Consider the following 16,142-nt stretch of genomic DNA (forward strand, 5'->3'; position numbering starts at 1 on the left):
TCAGCCGTGAGCCGCCGCGCGCCCTGCCTGACGGCCGGAGAACAGGCATCCGCCGAGGAAGGTTCCCTCCAGTGCACGGTAGCCGTGCACGCCGCCACCGCCGAAGCCGCTGGCCTCACCGGCCGCGTACAGCCCGGGGATCGGCTCCCCTGACGCCGAGAGCGCACGCCCCTCCAGATCAGTCTGGATGCCCCCGAGCGACTTGCGCGTCAGCACGTGCAGCTTCACCGCGACCATCGGGCCCGCCGCAGGGTCCTGCAGCCGGTGCGGCGCAGCGGTGCGGATCAGCTTGTCGCCGCGATACCCGCGCATCGAGCGCAGCATGGCGATCTGAGCGTCCTTGGTGAAGTCGTTGTCCATCTCGCGGTCGCGCGCGACGACCTCCTGTCGCACGCGGTCGATGTCGAGCAGCTCGCCGCCCGGCATCGCCTGCATCTGCGTGAGCAGGGTCTCCAGATCGTTCTCCACGACGAAGTCCGCCCCCTCGTCGAGGAACGCCTGCACCGGCCCGGTCGGACCCTTCGCGAGACGCGACTTCACCAGCAGCCCCACGTCCTTGCCAGTCAGGTCGGGGTTCTGCTCGCTGCCGGAGAGCGCGAACTCCTTCTCGACGATCTTCAGCGACGTGATGAACCACGAGTGGTCGTGCCCAGTGGTCCGCAGGTGCGCCAGCGTGCCCAGCGTGTCGAAACCCGGGTAGAGCGGCACGGGCAGCCGCGTGCCGGTGGCATCCAGCCACAGGGACGACGGTCCCGGCAGGATCCGGATGCCGTGGTCGGGCCAGACCGGGTCCCAGTTGCCGATGCCCTCGACATAGTGCCACATCCGGTCGCCGTTGATGAGGTTCGCACCGGCTGCCTCGGAGACGCCGTGCATCGAGCCGTCGACGTATGCGGGAACACCGGTGAGCATGTGCGCCGGGGGAGTGCCGAGGCGCTCCGGCCACGCGGCGCGGACCAGGCCGTGGTTGCCGCCGATGCCGCCGGAAGCGACGATCGTGGCATCCGCTCGGATCGCGAACTCGCCCACCTCCGCACGGGAGGATGAGACGCCACGCGGGGTATCGCTGTCGGCAAGCACCGCACCGCGCGCGCCGACCACGGCGCCGTTCTCGAGCAGCAGCTCGGAGACCTTGTGCCGCGCCAGGATCGTGACGCGTCCGTCTGCCTCGCCGGCTTCCACGGCGGCCGCGAACGGGGCGACGATGCCCGGGCCGGTGCCCCACGTGATGTGAAAGCGCGGCACCGAGTTGCCTGGCCCGATGGCGCCGCTGCCGCCGCGCTCGGCCCAGCCGACGACGGGGAAGAACCCGACCCCGCGCTCACGCAGCCAGCTGCGCTTCTCACCGGCGGCGAACTGCAGATACGCCTCGGCCCACCGTCGTGGCCACTCGTCCTCATCGCGGTCGAATCCCGCATTGCCGAACCAATCCTGCGTGGCCAGCTCCAGCGAGTCGCGGATGCCCATGCGGCGCTGTTCGGGGGAGTCGATCAGGAACAGCCCGCCGAACGACCACCACGCCTGACCGCCGAGGTTGGTCCGCGGCTCCTGATCGATGATCGTCACCTGTCGGCCTGCTGCCAGGGCCTCGGTGGCGGCGACGAGACCTGCCAGCCCCCATCCGATCACAAGAACATCCGTGGCGGGGGAACTGGGGGTGGTCATCATTCGGTCTCCGTCGACTCCGTGGGTATGTGATGCTCGAGCGTGGTGCGGCCGTTCGGGACACGGCCGATGCCCGAAGGCTCGAACGTGTTCACCATGGCATAAGCAGCGCGTTCCAGGTAGTCCCAGAGCGTGGCTTCGTGCAGAGGCGACAACTTCACCTCGTCCAGGGCCGTCCTCATGTGTGCAAGCCACCGATCACGGGCATCCGGATCGACATGGAAGGCGACGTGCCGCATGCGCAGCCGCGGGTGCCCGCGCTGCTCACCGTAGGTGGTCGGACCGCCCCAGTACTGCACCAGGAACATCGTGAGCCGCTCGGCGGCCGGGCCCAGATCCTCTTCCGGATACATGGGCTTCAGCACCGGGTCGAGTGCGACCTCGCGGTAGAACACGTCGACGATGCGCTGGAACGTGTCGTAGCCGCCGACCTCGTCGTAGAACGTCACTTCTGCTCGCCTTCCTCATCGCCGGTCTTCTTGCGTCGCCAGATGCCGCGGTCGGGAACCGCCGGCACTCCGGTGACGGCATTGGGGCGCGTGATCGGCGGGTTGGCGCCGCGCACCCGTCGAGCGCCGTCCATGCCTGTGACGGTCACAGCGTGCATGCTCGGCACCAGGATGTCGTTCTCGAGCAGAGCGGCGCGCAGACGGCGGCGCAGCTCCTGCGAGACGTCGTCCCTCGCATTGGCGCGGGTCTTCATCACGACGCGCACGAGCAGGGCGTCCCCGTCGATCGACTCCAGACCCCAGACCTCGGGCATCTGGATGACGCGAGTGCGCCATTTCGGATCCTTGGCCAGGCTCTGGGCGGTGGTGAGCATGGTCTTCTCGACCAGGTCGAGGTCGGCATCGGGCGCGACGCCGAGGTCGATGATGGCTCGGGCCCATCCCTGCGACATGTTGCCGATGCGAGTGACCTCGCCGTTGCGCACGTACCAGAGGGTGCCGTTCACGTCGCGCACCTGTGTGATGCGCACGCTGACGTACTCCACGACGCCGGATGCCAGGCCGAGGTCGACGACGTCGCCGATGCCGATCTGGTCCTCGGCGACGATGAACATGCCGTTGAGGACGTCCTTGACGATGTTCTGCGCGCCGAAGCCGAGACCAGCGCCGACTGCGGCGGTGATGAGCGTGAGCGAACCGAGGATCTTGTCGTCGATGGTCGTGATGATCAGGATCAGGGCGACGATGACCAGCGTCACGTTGACGATGTTCTGCAGGATCGTGCCGAGGGTGCGCGTGCGCTGCACGAGGCGCATGTCGGCCAGCGGCGAGCGCTCCAGCGCGACGGTGTCGGCGACGTCGGCCTTGCTCTTGGCATTGTCGACGATGCGGTGGACGACGCGGCGGATGACGAGGCGCAGCAGGAACGAGAGCACGACGCACACCGCGATGATGATCGCGATGTTCAGCAGCTTGCCCCCGATCGCGGTCAGGACCGCGAGGAACTTCTCCCAGATCGTGGGGTCGTCGGTGGCCGCAGCGGCGGCGTGGAAGAGGGAAGTCATCCCCTCGATTCTACTGATGAGGTCTCTCCGCACGCTGGGTGCGGAGAGACCTCATCAGGGTTGCGCTGCGGATCAGTCGTCGGCGTCGCGGGACTGCGCTGCGAGCGCGCGCTCGACGTCGGCGAGGTTCTCGTGCACCAGGCGGCGCAGCGCGGGTGCTGCATCCTGGTGTTGCGAGAGCCAGCTGCGGGTGGCATCGCGCAGCTCGACGTTGGCCAGCGAGCGCGGGTACAGGCCCACGATCAGGTAGTCGGCGATCTGGTAGGTGCGCCCTTCCCAGATCGGCAGCAGCATGTCGAAGTACGGCTGGATGAACTCACCGAGCACGTCGACGCCAGACGGATGCACGAAGCCGGCCGCCGTGGAGCGGACGATCGTGTTCGGCTGATCGCTGTGGTCGATCAGCGAGGCCCACGCGGCTGCCTTCGCGGCGGCAGTCGGCAGGGCGGCGCGTGCCTGTGCGGCGAGCTCGGCGTCCTTCGAGGTGTTGGCCGCAGCGAGCGCTGCGTCGATGGTCAGCGCGTCCGTCGCGCCGGCGGCCGCGAGGCCGATCAGCAGCTGCCAGGACAGGTCGGCGTCGATCTCGAGACCAGAGAGCACGTCCTCGCCGGACCGCAGGCGGCCGATGATGCCGGCGTGCTCGCTGGTCGTGATCGAGTTCGCGAACGCCATCACCAACTGCAGCTGGCTGTCGCTGCCAGAATCGGCCTGCTGGGCGAGCGCCCACAGTCCGTCGGCGATCTTCTCGCGTGCGGCGTCGCGAGTGCTCGGGGTGACGTAGACGTTCGCCGCGAGCTGCAGCTGCCCGAGGGTGGTGCGCACGGTGGTCGACTCGGTCTCATGGCCGATGTTGCCGAGCACCAGATCGATGTAGTCGCTCGCAGCGGTCTCGGCGTCGCGGGTCTGGTCCCAGGCCGCTCCCCATACCAGCGAGCGTGCCAGCGGGTCACTGATGTCGGAGAGATGCTCGATCGCCGTCGCCAGGGACTGCTCGTCGAGACGGATCTTCGCGTACGCCAGGTCGTTGTCGTTCAGCAGCACCATGGCGGGCCGCTGACGGCCCTGCAGCTCGGGGATCTCGGTGCGGTCGCCGTCGATGTCGACCTCGACGTAGTGCGTGCGCACGAGTGCGTCGCCCTCGAGGTCGTAGAAGCCGATGCCAAGGCGGTGCGGACGGATCGTCGGGTAGTCCGCGGGGGCGGTCTGCGTCACCGCGAACCTGGTGATCGTGCCTGCGGCGTCTTCGGCGATCACGGGGCTGAGTGTGTTCACACCGGCCGTCTCGAGCCACTTCTTCGCCCAGGTGTGCAGGTCGCGGCCGCTGGTGGCCTCGAGCTCGACGAGCAGGTCGCTCAGCTCGGTGTTGCCCCAGGAGTGCTTCTGGAAGTACTGCGACACTCCGGCGAAGAACTCGTCGATGCCCACCCAAGCGGTGAGCTGCTTGAGCACAGAGCCGCCCTTGGCGTAGGTGATGCCGTCGAAGTTGACCAGCACGTCCTGCAGGTCGTTGATCTCGGCGACGATCGGGTGCGTCGAGGGGAGCTGATCCTGGCGGTACGCCCAGGTCTTCTCCATCGCGTTGAACGTGGTCCAGGCGTGGGTCCACTCGGTGGCCTCAGCGGTGGCGATCGTGGATGCCCACTCGGCGAACGACTCGTTCAGCCACAGGTCGTTCCACCACTTCATGGTGACGAGATCGCCGAACCACATGTGCGCCAGCTCGTGCAGGATCGTCACGACGCGACGCTCCTTCACAGCATCCGTCACCTTGCTGCGGAACACATACGTCTCGGTGAAGGTCACCGCTCCGGCGTTCTCCATGGCGCCTGCGTTGAACTCCGGCACGAACAGCTGGTCGTACTTCTCGAACGGGTAGGCCACGCCGAACTTCGACTCGAAGTACTCGAAGCCCTGGCGGGTCTTGTCGAAGATGTAGTCGGCGTCGAGGTGCTGCCAGAGGCTCTTGCGACCGTACACACCGAGGGGGATGACCTTGCCGGACGAGCTGGTGAGCTCAGAGAACGTGGCCTCGTACGGACCCGCGACGAGCGCGGTGATGTACGACGAGATCCGCGGGGTGGGCTCGAAGCCCCAGGTCGCCACCTGCTGGCTCCCGGAGTCCGTCGAGGGGTCGTGCACGATCGGCTCGGGAGTGGGCGAGTTCGACACGACCTTCCACGCCGCGGGCGCGGTGACGGTGAACTGGAACGTCGCCTTCAGATCTGGCTGCTCGAACACCGCGAACACGCGACGCGAGTCAGGAACCTCGAACTGCGAGTAGAGGTAGACCTCGTCATCGACGGGGTCGACGAAGCGGTGCAGACCCTCGCCGGTGTTGGTGTACAGGCAGTCCGCGTCGACGATCAGCACGTTCTCGGCCTGCAGACCGCCGAGTGTGATGCGGGAGTCCGCGAATACTTCGCTCGGGTCGATCTGTTCACCGTTGAGGGTGATCTCGCGGACCTCCTTCGCGATCAGATCGATGAAGGTGAAGCTTCCGGGCGTCGCGGTGAAGCGCACGACGCTGCGTGACCCGAACACCTCCGCGCCCTTGGTGAGGTCGAGTGAGACCTCATAGGACTGCGTGTCGATGACGGCACGGCGCTCCTGCGCTTCGGTACGAGTGAGGTTTTCTCCAGGCACAGCTGATTTCTCCCATTGGTGGAGGGGATGTCGGCGTGCGTCGACGCGGCTGGCGCCGACGGCAACCATGACAGCCTACGCCAGGCGCGCATGAGCGCGAACGACGCGGCGCCATTTCAGATGTCTTGCGCCGGTTCATAGGAGCAGGTGGGAGCATGGCGGCCGTGACTCCCACAGAATCGGATGCCGTCCCTCATGCGTCCCCGGCTGCGGCCGCAGGCGCCAAGCACATCGAACAACCCGTCGCCTACGACGCGATCCTGCTGGCCGGATTCGGCGGCCCGGAGGGACAGGATGATGTCATCCCGTTCCTGCGCAACGTGACGCGCGGACGAGGCATCCCCGACGACCGGCTCGAAGCGGTCGCACACCACTACCGGGCCTTCGGCGGCATCAGCCCGATCAACGCGCAGAACCGAGCACTGAAGGCAGCGCTCGAGGCCGAGTTCGCCGCGCGCTCGATCGACCTGCCCGTCTACTGGGGCAACCGCAACTGGGCGCCGTACCTCGAAGAGGCCGTCGCCGAGGCGGCAGGCAATGACCACACCAGGTTGCTGGCCTTCGCGACGAGCGCCTACAGCTCGTTCTCGAGCTGTAGGCAGTATCGCGAGGACTTCTCCCGGATCCTGGACGGCACCGAGTACGACGGTGTCGTCACGATCGACAAGATCCGGCCGTTCTTCGACCACCCCGGTTTCGTGCAGGCATTCGTCGAGGGCGTCGACGACGCCGTGCGCGAGCGGCTCGATGCGGACGTGTCGGCGGATGCCATCACCGTGCTGTTCTCCACCCACAGCATCCCGATCGACGACGCGAAGCGCTCAGGACCGCGCGATGTCGACTGGGGTGACGGCGGGGCGTACGCCGCGCAGCACGAGGCCGTCGCCGCATGGGTGATGGATCAGGTCGCGCGGTTGACGCCGAGCGCGGCGGATGTGCCGTGGGAGCTCGTCTACCAGTCCCGTTCAGGGCCGCCGTCGCAGCCCTGGCTCGAACCGGATGTCTGCGATGTGATCAGCGAGCTGCCGGCACGTGGTCGGCAGGCAGTCATCGTGGTCCCGCTCGGATTCATGAGTGACCACATGGAGGTGCTCTGGGACCTGGACACCGAGGCGAAGGAAGCCGCCGACGAGGCCGGGCTGCTGTTCGCCCGCACGCCGACACCTGGCGTGTCGGCGGCGTTCGTCGCCGGCATCGTGGACCTCGTCCAGGAGCGCTTGGAGGGGCGCCCGGCATCCGACCGCGCACACGTCACCGCGCTGGGGCCGGCTTTCGACGTCTGCCGTCCTGGTTGCTGCGAGAACGTGCGCGCAGGGTTCAAGCCGGCCGCCGCCGGACTCGCTCCCTGACCCGTCGTCCGGCGCGTCTGCGCGAATAGGATGGGTGCCATGCGCATCCACATCGCCACCGACCATGCAGGCCTCGACTTCTCCACGCGCCTGCAGGAGCATCTGCGCGGAGCAGGGCATGAAGTGATCGACCACGGTCCCGTCGAGTACGACGCGCTGGACGACTACCCCGCCTTCTGCATCCGCGCCGCTCAGGGAGTGATCGCGGATCAGACGGCGGGCGTCGAGGCACTCGGCGTCGTGTTCGGCGGCTCTGGCAACGGCGAGCAGATCGCGGCCAACAAGGTCGACGGCATCCGCGCGGCGCTGGTGTGGAACCTGTCCACGGCAGAACTCGCTCGCGAGCACAATGACGCCAACGTGATCTCGATCGGCGCACGCCAGCACTCGTTCGAAGAGGTCACGAGCTTCATCGACCAATTCATCGCGACGCCTTTCAGCGATGAGGAGCGACACGTGCGGCGGATCCGACAGATCGCCGACTTCGAGAAGGACGGGTCGCTGCTTCCCGACCCGCGTCTGGGAGAGGCCGGCTCCGCCGACGGGCGGGCCTGACATGCCCGAGGGGCATTCCGTCCACCGCATCGCACGGCAGTTCGCGCGCAACTTCGTGGATCACCCGGTATCGGCATCGAGCCCGCAGGGGCGGTTCGCCGAGGGCGCGGCCGTGCTCGACGGCAGAGAGATGCTGCAGGCGATGGCGGTCGGCAAGCAGATGTTCCTGGAGTTCGACGACGCCGTCTGGCTGCGCGTGCACCTCGGTCTCTACGGGGCGTGGGACTTCGCGGGCGAGATCGTCGCCGACGCCACGATCGCCTCGGCCAACGGCCGGATGGGACAGACGAATCAGCGCGGCACCGACCTCGAAGCCGGCACCGATCTCGCCGCCGGCGAGTCCGGCGAGGCGATCTTCGACGACGCGGGGGAGAACTCGCTGCGCTCCATCGGAGCGCCGCGCAAGGCCCGCGTGCACGTGCGGATGTCCGAGCAGACCAAGGGGCTGGCGGACGACGGCGATGAGTGGCCCCCGCCGGTCATCGGCCAGGTGCGCCTGCGTCTGCTCAGCGAGACCACCTGCGCCGACCTGCGCGGACCGACTGCGTGCGCGCTGCAGAACACCGAGGAGATGCTCGCGACCGTGGCGAAACTCGGCCCGGACCCCCTCGTCGGGGACCCCGCCGAGGGTGAGGAGCGCTTCGTGCGCACCGTGCGTCGCAAGCCGACTCCGATCGCCCTGCTGCTGATGGATCAGGCCGTCGTCAGCGGGATCGGCAACGTCTATCGGGCGGAGATGCTGTTCCGCGCGCGCCTCGAGCCGCATACGCCCGGGCGTGATGTTCCCGAAGAACTCGTGCGCGAGCTGTGGCGCGACTGGGTGCGTCTGCTGTCGATCGGCGTCGAGACCGGCCAGATGATGACGATGGACGGACTCACCGGCGACGACTACCGCGCAGCGATGGCGAGCCGCGACGACAGGCACTGGGTCTACCACCGCGCCGGGCTGCCGTGCCGGGTGTGCGGCACCGAGATCGCCCTCGAGGAGATCGGCGCGCGCAAGCTGTACTGGTGCCCCTCCTGCCAGCGCTGACACGCCTCTGATCTGGGCGAATCCCCGTTCGCTGCCGGAACCTGACCGCTTGCTGTGAATAGGATGGCGGGGTCCGTCCGCAACGAAGCGTCAGGAGAACTCATGGATTTGACGGCCGTCGAAGGCTTCCTCAATTGGCTCAGTGGCATTGTCTGGGGGCCGTTCCTGCTCATCCCGCTGCTGCTCGGCACCGGGCTCTACCTCACGATCCGACTCGGTGGAATCCAGTTCCTGCGCCTCGGCGCAGCCCTCCGTCTCGGACTGTTCACCCGCAAGGACCCGGGTTCTGACGGCGACATCTCGCAGTTCCAGGCGCTGACCACGGCGCTTGCAGCCACGGTCGGCACCGGGAACATCGTCGGTGTCGCCACCGCCATCGGCATCGGCGGACCCGGCGCGCTGTTCTGGATGTGGATCACCGGGCTGCTCGGCATGGCATCCAAGTACTCCGAAGCGTTCCTGGGCGTGCGCTATCGCGTCACGGACTCCGCTGGCGAGAAGAACGGCGGACCGCAGTACTACCTCGAACGCGGCATCCCGAACAAGTTCGGAAAGTTCCTCGCGATCTTCTTCGCCATCGCCGCCGTCATCGCCTGCTTCGGCATCGGCAACATGACCCAGGGCAACTCGATCGCGTCGAACATGGAGAACAGCTTCAGTGTGCCGACGTGGGTGACAGGCATCGTGCTGACGGTGTTCGCGATCACCGTGCTCGTCGGCGGCATCAAGTCGATCGGCCGTGTCACCGCCGGTCTCGTGCCGGTCATGATCATCTTCTACGTGCTCGGCGCGATCTACATCCTCATCGCCAACATCGGCGGCGTGCCGGCGGCGTTCGCCGAGATCTTCACCGATGCGTTCACCGGCACCAGCGCCGTGGGCGGATTCGCCGGGTCGGCGATCATCATCGCCGTGCAGTACGGCGTCGCGCGCGGCATCTTCTCGAACGAGTCGGGCATGGGCTCGGCGGCCATCGCCGCCGCTGCGGCGAAGACCAGCCACCCGGTGCGTCAGGGGCTCGTGTCGATGACGCAGACCTTCATCGACACGATCATCGTCGTCACCTGCACAGGGCTCGTCATCATCACGACCGGCGTGTGGAAGATGACCGATCCCGAGACGGGTGAGCAGATCAGCCCGGCGCTGATGACCGGAGAGGCGTTCTCGCACGGGCTGCCGGGGGAGTGGGGTCACTACATCGTGACCATAGGCCTCGTCCTGTTCGCCGGATCCACGATCCTCGGCTGGTCGTACTACGGCGAGCGCAGCATCGAGCGCCTGCTCGGCCGGCGGGCGGTGATGCCGTTCCGCATCGTCTTCTCGCTGGTCGTCTTCATCGGATGCACAGTGCAGCTCGGCGTGGTGTGGGCATTCTCGGACGTGATGAACGGCCTCATGGCGCTGCCGAACCTCATCGGTCTGCTCGTGTTGTCGGGTCTCGTCGCCCGAGAGACGAAGAAGTACCTCGACAACGACCCGAAACTGCTTGCGACACCAGAGCAGGTCGACGCATTCATGGCCGGGGACAAGGCCTTCGAGAGCTGGAAGACGCAGGCGATCCCGGTCGTCAAGTAACCGCTCCGCGGCCCGCTCGGTCGGGTCGGTCTTAGGCTGGGATGGTGCGCCAGAACCCCAGCTTCGCGATGACCGACCCGACCGAGCTTCGCCGCGTGATCGAGCAGAATCCGTGGGCGACGCTCGTCAGCGACGCGACCGACGGTCTGGTCGCCTCGCACTACGTGGTCCTGCTCGACGACGAGCGTGACGACCTGACCGTCGTCGGCCACGTCGGCCGACCGGATGATCTCGTGCACGACCTGGGTAACCGTGAGCTGCTGATCTCGTTCCAGGGCCCGCACGGCTACATCTCGCCTGGCTGGTACGGCGACGTCGCGGCTGTACCGACCTGGAACTATGTGTCGGTGCATCTGACCGGGGTTCCTGAGATCCTCTCAGCAGAGGAGAACCTGCGGGTGCTGGGGCGGATGGTCGACATCTTCGAGAATCGGATGCCGAGTCCTCGTGGCATGTGGACGCTGCCGAACGACGAGGCGTTCGTGCAGCGCATGGCGGCCGGGACCATCGGGTTCCGACTCACTCCGACGAAGATCGTCGCCAAGCGCAAGCTCAGCCAGAACAAGCCGATCGACACCGTCGAAGACGTGCTCCTGGCGCTGGAGGGCAGTGGCGAGTACGCGAACGCCGAGCTGGCAGCAGAGATGCGCCGCGCGCACGAGGTGCGCAAGGAACGTCAGGCGTGACGGCCCGAGGCGACCACGTCGACTTCGTCCGTGGTGTGCGACTGACCGGGCCCGCGGGCGTGCCGTTCGGCGAGGAGCCCGTCGACCTCGTCATCGAGAGCGGCCGGATCGCGGACATCGCCCCGACCGGCGTTCTGCCTGCTCGAGGCGTGGTGCTGCAGGGGGAGGGCGGCCGCGTGATCCCAGGCCTCTGGGATCATCACGTGCACACCGTGCAATGGGCGCTGAACGCCGAGCGCGTGCAGCTCGGCGAGGTGCACAGGGCCGCCGAGGCGGCCGCGCTGATGGCATCCTCGGCTGCCTTGCCGGACGGCCGCGTGATCGGCGTCGGCATGCGCGATGCGCTCTGGCCGGACGAGCCGGCGCTTGCGGCCCTCGACGCCGCCTGCGGCGACCGCCCGGCGTACGTCATCAACATGGATGTGCACAGCGTGTGGCTGAACTCGGCGGCGTTCCGGCGCGAGGGCTTCGCGCCGACGGCCGACGGGGTGCTCCGCGAGGAGGACGCCTTCGAGATCTCGAGGCGGCTCAACACCGCAGACGACACGATGGCGGATGCTGCCGTGCGCCGCGGCGGTGAGAGGGCGGCTGCGCGCGGCATCACCGGGATCGTCGATTTCGAGATGGCCTGGAACGCGGCATCCTGGCAGCGGAGGTCGGATGCAGGCTTCGACGCGCACCGGGTGGAGTTCGCGTTCTACGCCGCGAACCTCGCGCGCGCGATCGATGAGGGCATGCGCACGGGGGAGTCGCTGGCGGGAACCGCGGAGCTGGTGCGCGTCGGCGCCCTCAAGCTCATCACCGACGGATCACTCGGCACCCGCACCGCCGCCTGCTCGCATGCGTACGGGGATGATCCGTCGAATTTCGGCGTCTTCACCATCGAACCCGACGAGCTGCGCGACTACCTCACCACCGCGACCGGAGCCGGGCTCGACGTGGCCGTGCACGCCATCGGAGATCGTGCCGTGGCATCCGCCCTCGACGCCTTCACCTACACGCAGGCTCGAGGCACGATCGAGCACGCCCAGCTGGTGCGTCACGCCGATCTGGCGCGCTTCGCGCGGCTCGGCGTCGCGGCGAGCGTGCAGCCGGAGCACGCTGTCGACGACCGTGACCTGGTGGGCACTCTGTGGCAGCACCAGCAGGCGATCAGCCACCCTGTCGAGTCGCTGCTCGCCGCCGGCATTCCGGTGCGGTTCGGATCGGATGCCCCTGTGGCGCCGCTCGATCCGTGGCTGACGATCGCTGCGGCCGTGCACCGCACGGGGGATGATCGCGCGCCGTGGCACCCGGAGGAGCGCGTGTCGGTGGACGCGGCGCTGCGCGCCAGCAGTCATCGCGGCGGTACCGAGCTGGAACTCGGCGGCATCGCCGACCTCGTGCTGTGCGGCGCCGACCCGCTCACCGCCGGCCGCGAAGACCTGCGTCGGATGCCCGTCACGGCCACTCTGCTCGGCGGGCGCCTCACACACCTCGCCTGAGACGACAGATGCCCGCACCCCGAGGGGTGCGGGCATCTCGACGTGCGGGCCGGATCAGGCCGCGATGTGCGAGATCAGGAACCAGCGGTCCTTCTCGAGGCCGCGCTGGATCTCGATCGCCACATCCTGGCTGGTCAGGTCGACCTCATCGAGGCCCTCGACCGCTGCCTTGATGTCGATGAGTGCGGCATCGATGTCGGCGATGACGGCACGCACCAGGTCATCCGAAGCCGTGAAGCCGGCCGGCACCTGGGTTGCGGCCGCCTTGGCGGCGACGGTCTGGACGCGGGCATCGATCGGCAGGCCGAGGGCGACGATGCGCTCCGCGGCAGTGTCGGCGAAGTCCATCGCGTGGGCGACGAGAGTGTCGAGGAACTCGTGCACGCCGACGAAGTTCGCGCCGCGCACGTGCCAGTGCGCCTGCTTGCCGTTGACGACGAGCGCCTGCATGCTGTGCACGATCGGCGAGAGGAACTGCGCTGCGGCTGCGGCAACGGTCGGGTCGACGGCGGTGCTGGGGATGGTCTGCGCCTTGCTCATGAAGTACCTCCGGAAGTTATCGCGTGGCCGACATCGCGGCCTCATTGACTACAACGGTACTCACCTCACACCATTCCGCAAGCAAGCGAAGGCAACGCTTACATGGGCGGTTCCGCCGCGGAATCACGCGGAAGTGAGGGTAGTCTCACCTACATGACCACCGCCTCTTCATCATCCGTCATCGCGCTCCCAGGCAAGGCGCCACTCATAGCCGGCGACGCTTTCGTCGCGGACGGCGCCCGCATCGTCGGTGCCGTCACCATCGGTGCGGGGGCGAGCGTCTGGTACAACGCCGTGCTCCGCGCCGATTCGGCAGCCATCACGGTCGGTGCGGGCAGCAACGTGCAGGACAACGTCTCGGTGCACGTCGACAGCGGGCATCCAGCGGTCATCGGCGAGAGCGTCTCGATCGGCCACAACGCGGTCGTGCACGGCTGCACGATCGGCGACGGCTCGCTTGTCGGAATGGGCGCCGTCGTGCTCAGCGGTGCCGTCATCGGCCGCGGATGCCTGATCGCCGGCGGTGCGGTGGTGCTGGGCGGCATGGAGGTGCCGGATGGCTCGCTGGTCGCCGGGGTCCCGGCGAAGGTGAGGCGGGCCCTCACCGACGAAGAGCGCGCCGGGCTGATCCGCAACGCCGAGATCTACCTCGAGCACACCGCCACCCACGCGGCAGCGGCAACGCAGAACTGATCTGGGGCACCGCTAGGCTGGAACCCTCGGGGCGGTGGCCAAGCTGGTCAAGGCAGTGGGCTCATAACCCAACGATCGCGGGTTCAAGTCCCGCCCGCCCCACCAAGACAGCTGCTTGGCGACGTCTTCGAGATCGTCGCCTAGTAGTGTGCGCAACATGGGAACCCTCGAATACAACAGCGCCCGCCCGCCGATCAAGGTGGACGATGCGACTCTCGCGCACGTGAAGATCGTGATCGGGACGAAGCTCCGCCGCCAGGAGAGCTTCATGATGACGTGGCTGACGGAGAAGACGCCTGCCGGTCGCATCACCATCTGGATGCACCCGGCCATTCCGCTGGTCATGGAGTTCGACGATCAGGAGATGCCCAAGATCGACGAGAGCAAGGTCGTGCAGATGATGGAACATCTCAACGCCCGCGGGGAGCTGGTGCTGGACCTCACGTGACCGACCTACCATCAGGTGTGATCGATTTCGTTCCTGGAACGCGCGTCGTCGTGCGCTACCTCCTGCCGACGGGGCAGGCGACGGACGCCCTCGGCATGCTGTTGGGGGCGGATGAGCGCTCGCTCACGGTCGACGGCAAGCGCGGCGTCGTGACCATCGACCGCACGACGATCGTCGCGGCGAAACAGGTGCCGCCCGCTCCGGAGCCCCGCCGCCGAGGGGCAGACTGACCGCTCCATCAGTCGTCGAGACGTCGCCACTCGCCTTCAGAGATGACGTTGACTCGTTTCCCCTCGACGGCGATGGCGGACTGATCGTCGAGGGCATAGCAGGGCCCGCCGATTTCACGTGCCCACCGCTCTGCTTCGGGAAAGGTGTTGTCGGGGAACACCCCGATGTGCGGGAAGATCGAGAAGTCGACGAGACCGAGCACGGTGTCATCGACCGCCCCCTGCCACCTTACGAAGTCGTCGCCGATGCGCGGTGTCATGACCATGCTGCCGGCGCTCACGCCGACCCACACGGTGTCATCGAGCTCGGGGATCAGCCCGGCCAGCCCCGATTCCCGCATCCAGTGGCACAGGTAGGTGGCGTCGCCGCCGTCGACCAACAGCGCGTCAGCGTCCCGCACCCAGGGGATCCAGCGCTCGGCGCCGATCGATGACAGCGCCGTCAGTTCGAGCATCCCCACCGACTTCCAGCCCAGAGCGGTCATCCCACCCCACGGCGGGATGCCGGCCACCGTGCCGCGGGCCGAGAGCGGCCCGCACATCGGGTGGCCCCATTGTGCTGTCGGCACGACCAGTGCGTTCGCGTCGGCGACGGGCTTGCCGAGCATTCGCTCCAGTTCTTCCTGGATGCTGGTATTCGTCACTCCACCTGATGTGAGCAGCAGCTTCATGTCTGAATTCCTAGTTCGTAGCGGACCGGAGCGCAAGCCGGGCCAGACTGGAGCCATGGGGACGGACTCACCGACGAACACCGAAGCCACGCACCGCGACCAGGGCGCGCTCGTGCTGCGGCGCGTGGCACGCGGCTTCTTCCGAACCTCGTCGCCCGATGCGGCGGCGAGTCTGACGTTCTACACCGTGCTGGCGCTGATCCCCGCCCTGATTGCGGCCTTCTCGCTGATCGGCATCGTGGGGGAGAAGAAGGACGCGGTGCGCGCAGTACTGGACATCGCCAAGGATGTGCTCCCACCGGACGTGCTGGAGGGTGTGGGTGGCGCGATCGAGCAGGTCGCCGCGGCCGCCGGGGCCGGGTGGGTGCTCGTGGCATCGCTGGCGATCGCACTGTGGTCGGTCGCGCGTTACGTCACCGGGCTCGGCCGTGCCGTCAACCGCATCTACGGCGTACCGGAGGGGCGGATGCTGTGGAAGGCGAAGCCCGTGCACCTGCTCGTCACCCTCGCCGTCTTCGCACTGACTGCGGTCGCCGTCGTGATCGCCGCACTCAGCAGGCCGCTGGCGCAATCGGTCGGCGCCGCGGTCGGCGCGGGCGAGGTCGCACTCACGATCTGGCGCGTCGTCCGCTGGCCGGCGCTGCTGTTCGTCGTCATCCTCGTCGTGGCGGTGCTGTACTACTTCGCCCCGAACGTCGCGCACCCGCACTTCCGTCTGGTCAGCGTCGGCGCCATCATCGCCGTGGCGCTGTTCGCGCTGGCATCCGTCGGCTTCGCGGCGTACGTTCGCAACTTCGCGGACTACGACCGGCTCTACGGCTCGTTCGCAGGCATCATGATCTTCCTGGTGTGGCTCTGGATCGGGAACATGGCACTCCTGCTCGGCGCGCTGTTCGACGCCGAGCTCGAGCGCATCCGAGAACTCCGTGCCGGCATGCCCGCCGAACGGGATCTGCAGGTGGAGCTGCGAGACACGTCGCGCGTGGAGCGGAACGCCCGCAACGATGCCGCGGATGAGCGGGCGGCCCGCCGATTCAGGCGGTCTCGCCGCTGACGA

16 protein-coding genes and 1 tRNA gene are annotated in these 16,142 nt (G+C 67.7%); 11 read left to right on the forward strand and 6 right to left on the reverse strand.

The window, feature by feature from the left end:
- From MNR00_RS07810 to pepN, 4 genes are all read right to left on the reverse strand, one after another.
- Positions 1-1,665: an FAD-binding dehydrogenase gene (locus MNR00_RS07810; RefSeq protein ID WP_241928585.1), complete on the reverse strand. Its 1,665-nt coding sequence runs from the start codon at positions 1,663-1,665 to the stop codon at positions 1-3.
- The gene (locus tag MNR00_RS07815; protein ID WP_241928586.1) at positions 1,665-2,114 is read right to left on the reverse strand and encodes a globin; all 450 of its coding nucleotides are present in this window, start codon (positions 2,112-2,114) and stop codon (positions 1,665-1,667) included. Before MNR00_RS07815 ends, MNR00_RS07810 begins: the two co-directional genes overlap by 1 nt.
- Positions 2,111-3,178, reverse strand: coding sequence for a mechanosensitive ion channel domain-containing protein (locus tag MNR00_RS07820; protein WP_241928587.1), 1,068 nt, complete (start codon positions 3,176-3,178; stop codon positions 2,111-2,113). The genes MNR00_RS07815 and MNR00_RS07820 overlap by 4 nt, the downstream gene beginning before the upstream one ends.
- A 72-nt stretch (positions 3,179-3,250) precedes the next feature.
- Positions 3,251-5,821, reverse strand: coding sequence for an aminopeptidase N (gene pepN / locus MNR00_RS07825; RefSeq protein WP_241928588.1), 2,571 nt, complete (start codon positions 5,819-5,821; stop codon positions 3,251-3,253).
- 155 nt (positions 5,822-5,976) lie between these two features.
- On the opposite strand from pepN, the gene MNR00_RS07830 reads away from it, so the two are divergent.
- The 6 genes from MNR00_RS07830 to MNR00_RS07855 all read left to right on the forward strand — a co-directional run bounded on the left by MNR00_RS07830 (position 5,977) and on the right by MNR00_RS07855 (position 12,503).
- Positions 5,977-7,170 (forward strand): ferrochelatase, encoded by a 1,194-nt coding sequence (locus MNR00_RS07830; protein ID WP_241928589.1) that lies wholly within the window; start codon positions 5,977-5,979, stop codon positions 7,168-7,170.
- 39 nt (positions 7,171-7,209) lie between these two features.
- Complete coding sequence (locus MNR00_RS07835) at positions 7,210-7,725, forward strand: ribose-5-phosphate isomerase (protein ID WP_241928590.1); 516 nt, start codon at positions 7,210-7,212, stop codon at positions 7,723-7,725.
- Between the two features lies 1 nt (position 7,726).
- A complete protein-coding gene (locus MNR00_RS07840) occupies positions 7,727-8,758 on the forward strand; it encodes a DNA-formamidopyrimidine glycosylase family protein (protein WP_241928591.1) in 1,032 nt (343 codons plus the stop codon).
- Positions 8,759-8,860: 102 nt separating this feature from the next.
- The gene (locus MNR00_RS07845; RefSeq protein ID WP_241928592.1) at positions 8,861-10,333 is read left to right on the forward strand and encodes a sodium:alanine symporter family protein; all 1,473 of its coding nucleotides are present in this window, start codon (positions 8,861-8,863) and stop codon (positions 10,331-10,333) included.
- Positions 10,334-10,377: 44 nt separating this feature from the next.
- Positions 10,378-11,019 (forward strand): FMN-binding negative transcriptional regulator, encoded by a 642-nt coding sequence (locus tag MNR00_RS07850; protein ID WP_241928593.1) that lies wholly within the window; start codon positions 10,378-10,380, stop codon positions 11,017-11,019.
- Entirely contained in the window at positions 11,016-12,503 is a 1,488-nt protein-coding gene (locus MNR00_RS07855; RefSeq protein ID WP_241928594.1) for an amidohydrolase family protein, read from the forward strand. Before MNR00_RS07850 ends, MNR00_RS07855 begins: the two co-directional genes overlap by 4 nt.
- Positions 12,504-12,557: 54 nt before the next feature.
- Here MNR00_RS07855 and MNR00_RS07860 read toward each other — a convergent pair whose 3' ends face one another.
- Positions 12,558-13,043: a DNA starvation/stationary phase protection protein gene (locus tag MNR00_RS07860; protein WP_241928595.1), complete on the reverse strand. Its 486-nt coding sequence runs from the start codon at positions 13,041-13,043 to the stop codon at positions 12,558-12,560.
- 153 nt (positions 13,044-13,196) lie between these two features.
- Here MNR00_RS07860 and MNR00_RS07865 point away from each other — a divergent pair, with 153 nt between their 5' ends.
- From MNR00_RS07865 to MNR00_RS07880, 4 genes are all read left to right on the forward strand, one after another.
- The gene (locus MNR00_RS07865; protein ID WP_241928596.1) at positions 13,197-13,736 is read left to right on the forward strand and encodes a gamma carbonic anhydrase family protein; all 540 of its coding nucleotides are present in this window, start codon (positions 13,197-13,199) and stop codon (positions 13,734-13,736) included.
- A gap of 28 nt (positions 13,737-13,764) precedes the next feature.
- A tRNA-Ile gene (locus MNR00_RS07870) sits at positions 13,765-13,841 on the forward strand.
- A gap of 52 nt (positions 13,842-13,893) precedes the next feature.
- Positions 13,894-14,184 (forward strand): hypothetical protein, encoded by a 291-nt coding sequence (locus MNR00_RS07875; RefSeq protein ID WP_241928597.1) that lies wholly within the window; start codon positions 13,894-13,896, stop codon positions 14,182-14,184.
- Between the two features lie 17 nt (positions 14,185-14,201).
- Entirely contained in the window at positions 14,202-14,414 is a 213-nt protein-coding gene (locus MNR00_RS07880; RefSeq protein ID WP_241928598.1) for a hypothetical protein, read from the forward strand.
- Between the two features lie 8 nt (positions 14,415-14,422).
- Here MNR00_RS07880 and MNR00_RS07885 read toward each other — a convergent pair whose 3' ends face one another.
- Positions 14,423-15,085 carry a Type 1 glutamine amidotransferase-like domain-containing protein gene (locus MNR00_RS07885; protein ID WP_241928599.1) on the reverse strand — a complete coding sequence of 221 codons (663 nt, stop codon included), beginning with the start codon at positions 15,083-15,085 and terminating at the stop codon, positions 14,423-14,425.
- Between the two features lie 55 nt (positions 15,086-15,140).
- Between MNR00_RS07885 and MNR00_RS07890 the strand changes: the two genes are divergently transcribed.
- On the forward strand, positions 15,141-16,139 hold the full coding sequence (locus MNR00_RS07890) for a YihY/virulence factor BrkB family protein (protein WP_241928600.1): 999 nt from the start codon (positions 15,141-15,143) through the stop codon (positions 16,137-16,139).
- Positions 16,140-16,142: the final 3 nt, after the last annotated feature.

Source organism: Microbacterium sp. H1-D42, from assembly GCF_022637555.1.
Taxonomy (GTDB): domain Bacteria; phylum Actinomycetota; class Actinomycetes; order Actinomycetales; family Microbacteriaceae; genus Microbacterium.

Excerpts from the sequence above, each read along its gene's own strand:
- MNR00_RS07875 (WP_241928597.1), top strand. The coding sequence starts at position 13,894 with ATGGGAACCCTCGAATACAACAGCGCCCGCCCGCCGATCAAGGTGGAC.
- MNR00_RS07860 (WP_241928595.1), bottom strand. The coding sequence starts at position 13,043 with ATGAGCAAGGCGCAGACCATCCCCAGCACCGCCGTCGACCCGACCGTT.
- MNR00_RS07865 (WP_241928596.1), top strand. The coding sequence starts at position 13,197 with ATGACCACCGCCTCTTCATCATCCGTCATCGCGCTCCCAGGCAAGGCG.
- MNR00_RS07835 (WP_241928590.1), top strand. The coding sequence starts at position 7,210 with ATGCGCATCCACATCGCCACCGACCATGCAGGCCTCGACTTCTCCACG.
- MNR00_RS07885 (WP_241928599.1), bottom strand. The coding sequence starts at position 15,085 with ATGAAGCTGCTGCTCACATCAGGTGGAGTGACGAATACCAGCATCCAG.
- MNR00_RS07830 (WP_241928589.1), top strand. The coding sequence starts at position 5,977 with ATGGCGGCCGTGACTCCCACAGAATCGGATGCCGTCCCTCATGCGTCC.
- MNR00_RS07820 (WP_241928587.1), bottom strand. The coding sequence starts at position 3,178 with ATGACTTCCCTCTTCCACGCCGCCGCTGCGGCCACCGACGACCCCACG.
- MNR00_RS07840 (WP_241928591.1), top strand. The coding sequence starts at position 7,727 with ATGCCCGAGGGGCATTCCGTCCACCGCATCGCACGGCAGTTCGCGCGC.
- MNR00_RS07845 (WP_241928592.1), top strand. The coding sequence starts at position 8,861 with ATGGATTTGACGGCCGTCGAAGGCTTCCTCAATTGGCTCAGTGGCATT.
- MNR00_RS07890 (WP_241928600.1), top strand. The coding sequence starts at position 15,141 with ATGGGGACGGACTCACCGACGAACACCGAAGCCACGCACCGCGACCAG.
- MNR00_RS07810 (WP_241928585.1), bottom strand. The coding sequence starts at position 1,665 with ATGACCACCCCCAGTTCCCCCGCCACGGATGTTCTTGTGATCGGATGG.